This is a genomic window from Bacillus sp. P4_D3 (assembly GCF_056401855.1).
Genome location: NZ_JBFUIN010000082.1, coordinates 1 through 11,516 on the forward strand (window position 1 = coordinate 1; position 11,516 = coordinate 11,516).

The 11,516-nt window shown below is 36.1% G+C and carries 16 protein-coding genes and 1 pseudogene; 13 read left to right on the top strand and 4 right to left on the bottom strand.

What is annotated here, in order from left to right; translation table 11 throughout:
- Window positions 1–148 precede the first annotated feature (148 nt).
- From AC1DTM_RS11915 to AC1DTM_RS11925, 3 genes are all read left to right on the top strand, one after another.
- Window positions 149–1,117, top strand: a complete 969-nt coding sequence (locus AC1DTM_RS11915; RefSeq protein ID WP_002111713.1) for an aromatic acid exporter family protein — start codon at window positions 149–151, stop codon at window positions 1,115–1,117.
- A gap of 16 nt (window positions 1,118–1,133) precedes the next feature.
- Window positions 1,134–1,694, top strand: coding sequence for a L,D-transpeptidase (locus AC1DTM_RS11920; protein WP_016106120.1), 561 nt, complete (start codon window positions 1,134–1,136; stop codon window positions 1,692–1,694).
- Between the two features lie 64 nt (window positions 1,695–1,758).
- Window positions 1,759–1,998 carry a DUF3894 domain-containing protein gene (locus AC1DTM_RS11925; RefSeq protein WP_002088543.1) on the top strand — a complete coding sequence of 80 codons (240 nt, stop codon included), beginning with the start codon at window positions 1,759–1,761 and terminating at the stop codon, window positions 1,996–1,998.
- A gap of 93 nt (window positions 1,999–2,091) precedes the next feature.
- Here AC1DTM_RS11925 and prli42 read toward each other — a convergent pair whose 3' ends face one another.
- Complete coding sequence (gene prli42 / locus AC1DTM_RS11930; protein WP_000549036.1) at window positions 2,092–2,184, bottom strand: stressosome-associated protein Prli42; 93 nt, start codon at window positions 2,182–2,184, stop codon at window positions 2,092–2,094.
- 189 nt (window positions 2,185–2,373) lie between these two features.
- Here prli42 and AC1DTM_RS11935 point away from each other — a divergent pair, with 189 nt between their 5' ends.
- Both AC1DTM_RS11935 and AC1DTM_RS11940 read left to right on the top strand, forming a co-directional pair.
- Window positions 2,374–2,919, top strand: coding sequence for a GNAT family N-acetyltransferase (locus AC1DTM_RS11935; RefSeq protein WP_033711020.1), 546 nt, complete (start codon window positions 2,374–2,376; stop codon window positions 2,917–2,919).
- Between the two features lie 127 nt (window positions 2,920–3,046).
- On the top strand, window positions 3,047–4,165 hold the full coding sequence (locus AC1DTM_RS11940) for a tripeptidase T (RefSeq protein WP_088099500.1): 1,119 nt from the start codon (window positions 3,047–3,049) through the stop codon (window positions 4,163–4,165).
- Between the two features lie 51 nt (window positions 4,166–4,216).
- On the opposite strand, the gene AC1DTM_RS11945 is transcribed toward AC1DTM_RS11940, so the two are convergent.
- Window positions 4,217–4,423: a hypothetical protein gene (locus AC1DTM_RS11945; protein ID WP_002111704.1), complete on the bottom strand. Its 207-nt coding sequence runs from the start codon at window positions 4,421–4,423 to the stop codon at window positions 4,217–4,219.
- Between the two features lie 142 nt (window positions 4,424–4,565).
- Here AC1DTM_RS11945 and AC1DTM_RS11950 point away from each other — a divergent pair, with 142 nt between their 5' ends.
- Both AC1DTM_RS11950 and AC1DTM_RS11955 read left to right on the top strand, forming a co-directional pair.
- The gene (locus tag AC1DTM_RS11950) at window positions 4,566–5,804 is read left to right on the top strand and encodes a DNA polymerase IV (RefSeq protein WP_088099499.1); all 1,239 of its coding nucleotides are present in this window, start codon (window positions 4,566–4,568) and stop codon (window positions 5,802–5,804) included.
- Window positions 5,805–5,924: 120 nt separating this feature from the next.
- Window positions 5,925–6,071: a hypothetical protein gene (locus AC1DTM_RS11955; protein ID WP_165762448.1), complete on the top strand. Its 147-nt coding sequence runs from the start codon at window positions 5,925–5,927 to the stop codon at window positions 6,069–6,071.
- A 72-nt stretch (window positions 6,072–6,143) separates the two neighbouring features.
- Here AC1DTM_RS11955 and AC1DTM_RS11960 read toward each other — a convergent pair whose 3' ends face one another.
- Window positions 6,144–6,395, bottom strand: a complete 252-nt coding sequence (locus AC1DTM_RS11960) for a DUF3932 family protein (RefSeq protein ID WP_002111702.1) — start codon at window positions 6,393–6,395, stop codon at window positions 6,144–6,146.
- A 188-nt stretch (window positions 6,396–6,583) separates the two neighbouring features.
- On the opposite strand from AC1DTM_RS11960, the gene rnz reads away from it, so the two are divergent.
- The 5 genes and pseudogenes from rnz (at window position 6,584) to sdaAA (ending at window position 10,137) form a co-directional block, all read left to right on the top strand.
- The gene (gene rnz, locus AC1DTM_RS11965) at window positions 6,584–7,507 is read left to right on the top strand and encodes a ribonuclease Z (RefSeq protein WP_016106118.1); all 924 of its coding nucleotides are present in this window, start codon (window positions 6,584–6,586) and stop codon (window positions 7,505–7,507) included.
- A gap of 517 nt (window positions 7,508–8,024) precedes the next feature.
- Window positions 8,025–8,401, top strand: a pseudogene (locus tag AC1DTM_RS11970) (PTS sugar transporter subunit IIC); the annotation flags it as partial.
- A gap of 5 nt (window positions 8,402–8,406) precedes the next feature.
- Window positions 8,407–8,535, top strand: a complete 129-nt coding sequence (locus tag AC1DTM_RS11975; RefSeq protein WP_033714872.1) for a hypothetical protein — start codon at window positions 8,407–8,409, stop codon at window positions 8,533–8,535.
- Between the two features lie 45 nt (window positions 8,536–8,580).
- Complete coding sequence (gene sdaAB, locus AC1DTM_RS11980; RefSeq protein WP_002088527.1) at window positions 8,581–9,240, top strand: L-serine ammonia-lyase, iron-sulfur-dependent subunit beta; 660 nt, start codon at window positions 8,581–8,583, stop codon at window positions 9,238–9,240.
- 18 nt (window positions 9,241–9,258) lie between these two features.
- Complete coding sequence (sdaAA, locus tag AC1DTM_RS11985) at window positions 9,259–10,137, top strand: L-serine ammonia-lyase, iron-sulfur-dependent, subunit alpha (RefSeq protein WP_016106116.1); 879 nt, start codon at window positions 9,259–9,261, stop codon at window positions 10,135–10,137.
- Between the two features lie 58 nt (window positions 10,138–10,195).
- Here sdaAA and proI read toward each other — a convergent pair whose 3' ends face one another.
- Window positions 10,196–11,035, bottom strand: a complete 840-nt coding sequence (gene proI, locus AC1DTM_RS11990; protein ID WP_088099498.1) for a pyrroline-5-carboxylate reductase ProI — start codon at window positions 11,033–11,035, stop codon at window positions 10,196–10,198.
- Between the two features lie 165 nt (window positions 11,036–11,200).
- Between proI and AC1DTM_RS11995 the strand changes: the two genes are divergently transcribed.
- Window positions 11,201–11,516: MBL fold metallo-hydrolase (locus tag AC1DTM_RS11995; protein ID WP_477000261.1), on the top strand; the 316-nt coding region annotated here is incomplete at its 3' end.

Below are 11,516 nucleotides of genomic sequence, written 5' to 3' on the forward strand. Positions count from 1 at the left end.
GCACCAAAAAGTGACCGTGCAAAAGAATTTTTGCAAAAGATATTGTAATATGTGAAGGGTACGTGAATAATAGGTAGAAAAGGATGACATTGCGTCATCCTTTTTTTATACTATTTTTAAATACATTTATACATATAGGAGTAATGATATGTTTAAAATTGGATATAGAACGGTGAAAACAGCGCTTGGAACGGGAGCGGCAGTTTTTATTGCTCAGTTATTAGGATTAGAATTTTATAGTTCAGCTGGTATTTTAGTCATTTTATGCGTGCAAAATACGAAACGAAAATCCGTTCAAGTATCGTTGCACCGTTTTTTAGCTTGTGTATTATCGATGGTATTTGCGTTTTGTATTTTTGAAACGATTGGTTATACACCACTTGCGATTAGCGTATTACTGCTTACCTTTATTCCGACTGCAGTTATGTGCAAAATTCAAGAAGGCATTGTCACGAGTTCGGTTATCGTTATGCATCTGTATTCATTAAAGCAAATTACATGGTCTATAGTTGGTAATGAAATTGCTATATTAACGATTGGAATTAGTGTCGCTTTATTAGTAAACATGTACATGCCAAGCAGTGAGAATAAACTGAAAGAGTATCAAGGGAAAATAGAAGACCATTTCAGAACGATTTTGTTTGAAATGGTCGTTTATTTACGAAATCGAGATAGTAATTGGAGTGGGGCCGAATTAATTGAAACAGAAATGATGCTGAAAGAAGCAAAAGATTTATCATTTAAAAAACTTGAGAATGAATTTATGCGTGAAGATGACTATTATTATCGGTATTTTGATATGCGTATGCAACAATTTGAAATTTTGGAGCGAATGATACCATTAGCTGCATCACTATCTTGGACGTATGAACAAGCGGATATGATTGCAGACGTAATTGAAAATATAGGGAATTCTATTCGTCCTGAAAGTACAGGGGTCATTTCGTTAAGACAACTTCAAGAAATGCGAGAAGTATTTAGAGAAATGCCTTTACCAGTCTCGCGAGAAGAATTTGAGATACGTGCGAAACTTGTTCAACTTGTGTATGAAATGGAGCAATATTTACTCATTAAAAGTCGTTTTAAGGGAAAGGATAATATAAAAGAACTTATTTAGAAGGTAGGAATTATGTATGCCGTATCTTCTTTCTTTATTATTATGTCTTTCTTTATCACCAATCTGGCCTCTTGGTGATAACCCACGTGCTGGAGATCCTTTTATAATTGTAAATAAAGCAACGAATAAACTAGCTTACATTGATGATGGAAAGATCCAAAAGGTTTTTCCAGTAGCGACAGGGAAAACAAATGAATTAACCCCAGAAGGAACCTTTGACATTGTATTGAAGGCGAAGGATCCCTATTATATTGCGAAGGATATTCCTGGGGGCTCTCCAAAAAATCCACTTGGATCGAGGTGGATGGGATTTAATGCAAGAGGAACGGATGGAAGTAAGTATGGGATACACGGGACAAACCAGCCTAGTTCAATTGGAAAATATATTTCGCAAGGATGTATAAGAATGAAGAAACATGATGTGGAATATTTGTTTGATCGTATTCCACTTGGAACGAAAGTATCGATTGTGAAATCGAAAAAATCATTTCAGCAATTGGCAAAGGAAAAAGGGGCCATAGCATTTGGAAAAGTCAACGAAACGGTTGGCTTTTTTCTTTTCTATAAGTTGTCTTGACATGTGTACATAACCATGCGTTAATGAGAATATATAAAGATAATTGAGTAAAGGGGTTGCTCATATGTATTTAAATCCAAAAATTTCTTACATGCAGTTTTGTGTTGGTTTTCTATTTGTTATTACATTCATATTGGCAACTTTTAATATATGCTCTTACGTTGTAGCGATTGTATTTATGGCATTACTCAATCTTACTTTTGTTATTGGGGCATTTCAGCAGAAACAATATACAAGTTTTGTAATAGCACTTGTAATGGCCTTTTCCTTTAGCATTGTAGCAATTGTAATATATATAAAATAATAAAATGTTCAATACAAGATAGACTATCTCGATTTCGAGATGGTCTATTTTGTATGTGTAAGCAGTAAAAAAAGGACGAGTGAATCGTCCTTTTTACCAAAACATACTTGCGCCAGTAAGTAATGTTGTTACAAGCATAGAAATTAGCATTATATAAACCATAATTTTTTGAGCTTTTTTATGCATCGTTAAACCTCCTTGCAAATCAGTACAATTTCATTGTAACGAGAAATGAAATTGTGGACAAGGGGAGAGAAATGACAAATTTCGAGAAGTGTGTGTAAAGTAGAACAGGAAATATGTGTGTGTGTAGAGAATATATTAAAAGATAGAGTACTAGTTTTTTGTTATGCAAGCATGAAGAATGGAGATACGATGATGAAAATATACGAAACAGATCGTTTACATTTAAGAGAAATTGATGAGTCGTATGCGGAAAAAGTTCTTCAATATTACGACAAAAATCGTGAATTTTTAAAAGCGTGGGAAGAGTATAGACCGGAGGGTTTTTTCACGTTAGATTATCAAAAGAAAAAGTTACAAAAGGATAGAAAAGAGTTCGCGGAAGGTAAGATAATCAGGCTTTGGATTTTTAAAAAGGGTGATGATACAAAAATTATTGGATGTATTTCATTTAATCTAATTGTTCGCGGAATTTATCAATCTTGTGTACTTGGCTATAAATTAGATAAGGAAGAATTGAATAAAGGTTACACAACAGAAGCGCTTAGAAAAGCAATTCAAGTTACATTTGAAGAATTTCATTTACATCGTATAGAAGCACCAGTTATGCCACGAAATTTAGCATCTATACAAGTAGTGACGAAGATAGGATTTCAATATGAAGGTGTATCTCGAAAAATGCTAATGGTAAATGGCATATGGGAAGATCATATGCGCTGGGTATTGTTAAACGAGTAATAGAAGGCAGATGGGTATCTAGATGTGTTAACCATCTGTTTTTTGTCTTGTATTTCGAAACTTTTGCGAAATTCTGTTATAATTAATGTTGTTACATACATAATGGTAGTGCAGGAGGCGCAGTCTTATGATTAATCAAGAACGTTTAGTAAATGAATTTATGGAGTTAGTACAAGTAGATTCTGAAACAAAATTTGAAGCAGAAATTTGCAAAGTGTTAACAGAGAAATTTACTGCTTTAGGTGTAGAAGTATTTGAGGATGACACGATGGGTGTGACTGGTCATGGTGCAGGTAACTTAATTTGTACTTTACCAGCAACAAAAGACGGTGTTGATACAATTTATTTCACTTCTCATATGGATACAGTAGTTCCTGGTAATGGAATTAAGCCTTCTATTAAAGATGGATATATCGTATCAGATGGTACTACAATTTTAGGAGCCGATGACAAAGCTGGATTAGCATCTATGTTTGAAGCGATTCGTGTCTTAAGAGAGAAAAACATTCCTCATGGTAAAATTGAATTTATTATTACAGTTGGAGAAGAATCTGGTCTTATTGGTGCAAAAGCGTTAGACCGTGAGCGTATTACAGCAAAATATGGTTATGCATTAGATAGTGATGGAAAAGTTGGTGAAATTGTAGTTGCAGCGCCAACACAAGCGAAAGTGAATGCGATTATTCGTGGGAAAACAGCTCACGCTGGCGTAGCACCAGAAAAAGGTGTATCTGCAATTACTATCGCAGCAAAAGCAATCGCAAAGATGCCACTTGGTCGTATCGATTCTGAAACAACTGCAAATATTGGACGTTTTGAAGGTGGTACACAAACAAATATCGTTTGCGATCATGTTCAAATCTTTGCAGAAGCTCGCTCTTTAATAAATGAGAAAATGGAAGTGCAAGTTGCAAAAATGAAAGAAGCATTTGAAACAACTGCAAAAGAAATGGGTGGTCATGCAGACGTTGAAGTAAACGTTATGTATCCAGGATTTAAGTTTGCTGCTGGCGATCACGTTGTAGAAGTTGCGAAACGTGCAGCTGAAAACATCGGTCGTACGCCTTCTCTTCACCAAAGTGGTGGCGGAAGTGATGCGAACGTAATCGCAGGACATGGTATCCCAACAGTTAACTTAGCAGTTGGTTATGAAGAAATTCATACAACAAATGAAAAAATTCCTGTTGAAGAATTAGCGAAAACAGCAGAATTAGTTGTAGCTATTATCGAAGAAGTAGCGAAGTAAGTAATAAAGTAAAAAAGACGTGTGAACCAATTATGGTTTACACGTCTTTTTTTATTTTGATTCAAGTGCTTTCACAAGGCGGATAAGCCAATATAAGAAGACCCATGGAAGTACATAAGTTGTTGTAAAACGTATGAAATGAGAGAAGATTCCTAAAGCGTAAATGTTAATGTTAAAAAGGGGAAGTAACAAATAATTAATCGCAAGGATTACTATAATAATAATAAATACATAATTGAGTTTATTATGTTGTTTCATAACGATTCATATCCTTTACAATAATATCCATTTGTTACGTACAGTATAGCAAAAAATAGATAGAGAAAAGCCAATAATTATTATAACTTTTAAAGAAATTTGATATAATGAAGGAACAAATGTTCTTTGAGGGGTGAGTAGTATGCGAGAAATGTATCCGAAAAATGGACGTGTTATTTTACATGTAGATATGAATTGTTTTTTCGCATCTGTTGAAATTGCTCATGACCCATCATTACAAGGAAAGCCATTAGCGATTGCGGGGAATGAAAAAGAGAGAAAAGGGATTATCATAACATGTAGTTATGAGGCGAGAGAAAATGGAATACGTACGACGATGCCTCTATGGGAAGCAAAGAGATTATGTCCGCAATTAGTTGTGAGGCATCCTAATTTTACATTATATCGAGAAGCTTCATTTCAAATGTTTCAAATTCTTTCCCGTTTTACAGAAAAAATACAACCAGTTTCTATAGATGAAGGGTATTTAGATATTACAGATTGCTATGCGCTCGGTTCGCCTCCTGAAATAGCGAAGATGATTCAACAAGCGTTACTAACAGAGATACAGCTTCCATGTAGCATTGGAATCGCTCCAAATCTTTTCCTAGCAAAGACTGCTTCAGATATGAAAAAACCTCTTGGTATTACAGTACTTCGAAAACGTGATATCCCAGAAATCATTTGGCCACGATCAGTTGCAGAGATGCATGGAATCGGAGAGAAAACAGCTGAAAAATTAAAAGACATTCATATACATACAATTGAACAGTTAGCAAAAGGAGACGAGCATATCATTCGCGCTAAAATTGGAAAGCATGGTGTTGATTTACAAAAACGTGCAAAAGGTATGGATGACAGGGAAGTTGACCCGAATCAAATGGGACAACATAAAAGCGTTGGAAATTCGATGACTTTCTCAAAGGATATGGACGAAGAAAAAGAATTACTTGATATGTTAGAAAGATTATCGAAATCAGTAAGCAAAAGGCTACAAAAACGAACTCTCGTTAGTTATAACATTCAAATTATGATTAAATACCATGATCGCCGCACAGTAACACGGAGTAAACAATTGAAAAATGCAATATGGGAAGAACGGGTTATTTTTCAAGCGGCATCCCGTTTATGGAAGCAACACTGGGATGGTGATTCTGTTCGTCTGTTAGGTGTTACAGCTACTGAATTAGGGTGGAAGACAGAATCGGTGAAACAGTTAGATTTGTTTTCATTTGAAGAAGATGCGAAAGAAGAGCCGTTACTTGCTGTTATTAATCAAATTAATGATAAATACGGAACAGCTCTTTTACAGCGAGGTAGTCAACTATTACGTAAGCAAGAAAAGTCGTTTCAGCAAAAATTAAAAAATAAGTTTATGTAGAAAGTTTTAGAGATTTAAACCCTTCTTTTTTAGATGGAAGAGAGGATCTAGCCATGCGTAGAAGCGGTCAAATCCTTTTTTAGCCCCATGCCAAGTTGAAAACAAGGAGAGCAAACGAGTATGGAGTGTGTCGGATTCATAGCTGATGCTTATTTGTTGAAAGTGAAAAAATGGGTATATGTAAAAGGTGTTATGGATTTAAACCCTTCTTTTTTAGATGGAAGAGAGGATCTAGCCATGCGTAGAAGCGGTCAGATCCTTTTTTAGCCCCGTGCCAAGTTAAAACAAGGAGTATGGATATAAATAAAAAGCACTGATTACAGTGCTTTTTATTATAGATTATGAGATTGTAGGGTTTTCAAAAATAACAATCTCTGAGCTGTTTGTTGTTGAAACGCGTTGTGCGTAATATGTTAAAGCTGAAGAAATATATGTTGGTAACGTCTCATTTGTATGTGATGTTGTGTATTCATGAATTAATTCTTTTAAAGTCGTCCACTCTAGTTGTGCTGGGTGATCAGAAACGAAAGAACTTACCCAGCGATCAAATGAAGATGAAAAATCAGTTTGTAAACGAAATACTTCTTTCATAATAAAACGCTCCCTTTATATGTGATATAGTTATATTACTACAAAACACGAACGACTGTTAAGTTTTTTGTTTAAATGTTCGTGTTATATAGTTGTCTAGATGATTGTCTATGTAAATTCAATTTGCCATTTGAAATAACATTCCGTAAGATGAAAGATAGATTATATAAAGAGCTGGAGGAAAGAAAGTGGAATTTGTATTTTTAGGAACTGGTGCAGGTGTTCCTTCAAAAGGAAGGAACGTTTCAGCAATCGCCTTACAATTGTTAGAAGAACGAGGGCAAACGTGGCTATTTGACTGTGGTGAAGCGACTCAGCATCAAATTTTACATACATCTGTACGCCCAAGACGCATTGAAAAAATATTTATTACCCATTTACATGGAGATCATATTTTTGGTTTGCCTGGTTTATTAGGGAGCCGTTCTTTTCAAGGAGGAACGACGCCGTTAACAGTGTACGGCCCAAAAGGAATTAAACAATTTATTGAAGTAGCATTATTAGTAAGTACGACACATGTTAAATATCCACTTGAAATCGTTGAGATTACGGAAGAAGGTATTGTGTTTGAGGATAATGAATTCTGTGTAGAAACAAAAAGGTTATCACACGGAATCGAATGTTTCGGATATCGAATTGTAGAGAAAGATATACAGGGAGCTCTTTTAGTGGATAAGTTGCTGGGAATGGGTGTGAAACCTGGTCCGGTTTTTAAACGTTTAAAAGATGGTGAAGTAGTTGAATTAGAGAATGGCACAGTGTTAAATGGAAAAGATTTTATCGGCCCGCCTCAAAAAGGAAGGGTTATTACAATTTTAGGTGATACACGATATTGCGAAGCGAGTAGAGAGCTTGCGCAAGATGCTGACGTACTTGTTCATGAAGCGACTTTTGCGGCAGAAGATGAACAGCAAGCACATGACTATTTCCATTCAACAACAGAACAAGCTGCGCGTATTGCATTAAATGCAAATGTAAAGCGATTAATATTGACTCATATTAGTTCTCGTTATCAAGGAGATACATATAAGGAATTGCTGAAAGAAGCAAGAGAGTTATTTTCTAATACAGAAATCGCGATGGATTTGAAATCATTTCCAGTAGAAAAGTGATATTCAAAAAAATGGTAACATATGTTTGCCATTTTTTTTATTTATAATAAATTTTTTTTTTACTACAACTGTTATCATTTTATATTTATATTGGATAACACAGAAAGTTGAAATGGTTTAGAGATATAGGATAAAAATATATAATATCGATTTTTTAGAAAAACTGTTATATAAGTAGGACGACATACAAGTGATACAAATAGGAAAAACAGACTTTTATTCAGAAATTTTAAAATTCAATAAAAGTAAGCGTTTCATAAAAAACAAGCTATAATGAGGGCACATTATAATTTATCCCGCTATTCGCCGGCAGTAAGACTCCCGCCTCAAAATTCAGCGAATGCGAGGAAGTTAGTTGGGAGATAACTGCCCGTTAATGCCCGATTGGTGAAGGCTAATAATCAGTGGGGATGGACAAACCCCCCACTGATTAAAGTTTCACTTTATAGTAAGTTACAGCGTGCGTTTTAGCCATTTTTCGTAACAAACGAAATTGACTAAAAAGTGAGAGGGCATCATGGAGATTATTAAGGGAACGATATTACTATTATTTGTACTAAGTCTTTTTTCACTCTTTAGTTTTAAAGCACCAAACGGTATGAAAGCAATGGGAGCTTTAGCGAATACGGCCGTTGCAAGTTTCTTAGTTGAAGCTTTTCAATTATACGTTGGTGGAGATTTAATTGGTATGCCATTTTTAAAAGAGGTTGGACAATCAGCAGGTAGTCTAGGCGGAGTAGCGCATTAGCGATGGGTATATCACCTGTTTATGCTATCCTTGTAGGGGCTTCTGTGTTAAAATTTTGATTGCTACCAGGCTTTATTGCTGGTTATCTTATATCATTTTTAATAAAACAAATTAAAAAACGTGTACCAGAAGGATTAGATTTAATGATCCAATGAAAGTAACGTTATGTTTCTTGTGTATTATGGTATTTGGTATTATTTCAGGATATATTGGTCCACTGCTATTCAAAAACTATCTAATTCGTGGTACGGCTGGAAAAGCAACAGATGTGGCAGCTTAATAGAATAGTAGAAAAAATTTTCATAGAGGTTTAGGGGGAGTTATGATGAAGTACCGCTCAGTGTTTGATATTATTGGTCCRGTGATGATTGGTCCATCAAGTTCACATACAGCAGGCGCGGCAAGAATGGGGCAAGTTGCTCGTCAGCTGTTTCGTCATGAGCCAGAGAGAGTTAGCATTTCATTATATGGTTCATTTGCAAAAACATACCGTGGTCACGGTACGGATGTAGCGCTAATCGGTGGAATACTAGGATTTGAAACAGATGATTTACGTATTCCAAGTGCGTTAGATATTGCAAAAGAACGCGGGATTGAAGTGGAATTCATTGAAGAAGATGCAAATGCTCCGCATCCAAATACAGCGAAAATTCGTCTGTATAAAGGTGAAGAGGAAATTGAAGTTGTTGCTTGCTCAATTGGTGGCGGTAAAATTGAAGTAGTAGAATTAAACGGATTCGATCTTCAATTAACAGGCACGAGTCCAGCACTACTTATTGTAAATAACGATCGCTTTGGTGCTATCGCAGCTGTAGCTTCGATCCTTGCTAAGCATGAGATTAACATTAGTACAATGAGTGTTTCTCGTAAAGAAAAAGGAAGAAGAGCGCTTATGGTCATTGAAACAGATGAATTATTAGCAGATGAAGTAATYGCAGAAATAAATGGGCAACAAAATATTTGTCAAGTAACTATTATGGATTAATTGCAGGGGGGACACACCATGTTTCGGAACGCAGCGGAACTAGTGGCGCAAGCTAAAGAGCAAAATGTAAAAATCGCAGAAATTATGATTCAATGTGAAATGGAAACAAGAAGCATCTCACGTGAAGAAGTAATTGCTGGAATGGAAAAGAACTTAGTCGTGATGGAGCAAGCAGTAGAACGAGGTATTCGTGGTGTAAAATCACCGACTGGTTTAACTGGCGGGGATGCTGTGAAAGTCCAAGCGTATTTAAAGAGTGGAAAAGGCTTATCTGGAGATACAATTTTGGACGCAGTGAGTAGAGCTGTCGCAACAAATGAAGTAAACGCGGCGATGGGAATCATTTGTGCAACACCAACAGCAGGATCTGCTGGAACAGTGCCAGGTGTACTCTTTGCACTGCAGGAAAAATTACAGCCGACACGCGAAGAAATGATTGAATTTTTATTTACAGCAGGAGCTTTCGGTATGGTTGTTGCGAATAATGCTTGTATTTCCGGCGCGGCAGGAGGTTGCCAAGCTGAAGTAGGTTCAGCAAGTGGAATGGCAGCAGCAGCAGCAGTTGAGATGGCTGGTGGAACACAAGATCAAGCAGCTACAGCGATGGCGATTTCATTAAAGAATATGCTTGGTTTAGTATGTGATCCTGTTGCAGGGCTTGTAGAAGTACCTTGTGTAAAACGTAATGCAGCAGGAGCTGCGAATGCCATGATTTCAGCTGATTTATCATTAGCTGGTGTAACTAGTACAATTCCATGTGATGAAGTCATTGAGGCGATGTTTAGAATTGGACAAACGATGCCAGTAGCACTTCGTGAAACAGCAGAAGGTGGACTTGCAGCAACACCAACAGGTCGTCGTCTGCAAGAAGAGATTTTTGGTAAGAGTAATAACTAAAAGCATATCATATGATTAAAATAAAAAACGGAGCTCAAATAAAGTTGAGCTCCGTTTTTTATTTTTCTTCTGCTATTTTTTCTAATGTTTTTCCAAGATCGTGTGATCGTTTCGTTGCTTGTGTAATACAGGAGATTAATGCTTGTTGAAAATTATGCTCCTGTAATACTTCAATACCTGCTTCGGTAGTTCCGCCAGGAGAAGTAATTTCTTTTCGCAAAATAGAAGGGTGTTTTTCGCTTACTTTTAGCATTTCAGCAGCACCAATCATCGTCTGAAGAATAAGTGATTTTGCAACATCTTCTTTTAAACCAATTTTTTTTGCGGCCTCTTCCATTGCCTCTACCACATAATAAATATAAGCTGGTCCACTTCCGGATAATGCAGTGACAGCATGCATATCTTCTTCTTCTACAACAGAGACGAGACCAATCGTTTCAAATAACGATGTTGCAATGCGAATATGTTCCTCCGTTGTGTGTTCTGAAGGTGAGATAGCAGTAGCGGATTTTAAAATAGCCGCAGATGTATTTGGCATTGCACGAATAATCGGAACGTCTTTTTGAAGTAGGTTTCTAATTGAATGAGTAGAAACACCTGCTAGTAACGAAATAATAAGCAAGTCATTATTTATGTATTCTTTAAGAGGAATAATCGCTTCTGCGACATCTTTTGGCTTCATCGCTAGAAAAAGAATATTTGCATCAGCAAGTAACTCCTTTTTATTATGTGTACCTTTGACACCGTATTTTTTATGTAACTCCTGTAATCTTGTCTCGTTAGAACGATTACTTACAGTGAGATGTTCTCCCTTAACAACATTTGCGTTTAATAAACCACCAATAATCGCTTCGGCAATAGAGCCTGCACCGAGAAAGGAAATGTTTTGCATAGACATGATGTGCCTCCTTTGAATTTGGTTAGAAATGCTTATAAATGTACATACATTCGTTTTTTTATGGAAAACACCTCTTTTTATCTGAAAATAATGACAAATTTATAGGGAAGTTGTAAACTGAAGAGGTATTCATTTTGAACCGGAAAAAGACAGGGGGGGCTAAGCATGACGGCGATTCATCGAATGGAGATTCCTGTTCCATTTGCAGTTGAGACAGTGAATGTGTTTTTAGTTGAGGGAGAAACATTAACGTTAATTGATACAGGGACAAATACAGAAGAAGCAAAGAAGGCATTAGAAAGTCAATTAGGTGCATTAKGGTATAAGATAGAAGATATTGAAACKGTAGTGATTACGCATCACCATGCGGATCATTGCGGACTTTTAAATACATTTTCTGAAAAAGTAAAGATTATCGGACATCCTTGGAATGAACCGTGGATTACACAGAATGCTGAATTTTTAAAGAGGTATCATGAAT

Bases quoted from the DNA above. Each gene is read 5' to 3' on its own strand.
- AC1DTM_RS11915 (WP_002111713.1), top strand. From the start codon at position 149: ATGTTTAAAATTGGATATAGAACGGTGAAAACAGCGCTTGGAACGGGA.
- AC1DTM_RS11920 (WP_016106120.1), top strand. From the start codon at position 1,134: ATGCCGTATCTTCTTTCTTTATTATTATGTCTTTCTTTATCACCAATC.
- AC1DTM_RS11925 (WP_002088543.1), top strand. From the start codon at position 1,759: ATGTATTTAAATCCAAAAATTTCTTACATGCAGTTTTGTGTTGGTTTT.
- prli42 (WP_000549036.1), bottom strand. From the start codon at position 2,184: ATGCATAAAAAAGCTCAAAAAATTATGGTTTATATAATGCTAATTTCT.
- AC1DTM_RS11935 (WP_033711020.1), top strand. From the start codon at position 2,374: ATGATGAAAATATACGAAACAGATCGTTTACATTTAAGAGAAATTGAT.
- AC1DTM_RS11940 (WP_088099500.1), top strand. From the start codon at position 3,047: ATGATTAATCAAGAACGTTTAGTAAATGAATTTATGGAGTTAGTACAA.
- AC1DTM_RS11945 (WP_002111704.1), bottom strand. From the start codon at position 4,423: ATGAAACAACATAATAAACTCAATTATGTATTTATTATTATTATAGTA.
- AC1DTM_RS11950 (WP_088099499.1), top strand. From the start codon at position 4,566: ATGCGAGAAATGTATCCGAAAAATGGACGTGTTATTTTACATGTAGAT.
- AC1DTM_RS11955 (WP_165762448.1), top strand. From the start codon at position 5,925: ATGGAGTGTGTCGGATTCATAGCTGATGCTTATTTGTTGAAAGTGAAA.
- AC1DTM_RS11960 (WP_002111702.1), bottom strand. From the start codon at position 6,395: ATGAAAGAAGTATTTCGTTTACAAACTGATTTTTCATCTTCATTTGAT.
- AC1DTM_RS11975 (WP_033714872.1), top strand. From the start codon at position 8,407: ATGAAAGTAACGTTATGTTTCTTGTGTATTATGGTATTTGGTATTATT.
- sdaAA (WP_016106116.1), top strand. From the start codon at position 9,259: ATGTTTCGGAACGCAGCGGAACTAGTGGCGCAAGCTAAAGAGCAAAAT.
- proI (WP_088099498.1), bottom strand. From the start codon at position 11,035: ATGTCTATGCAAAACATTTCCTTTCTCGGTGCAGGCTCTATTGCCGAA.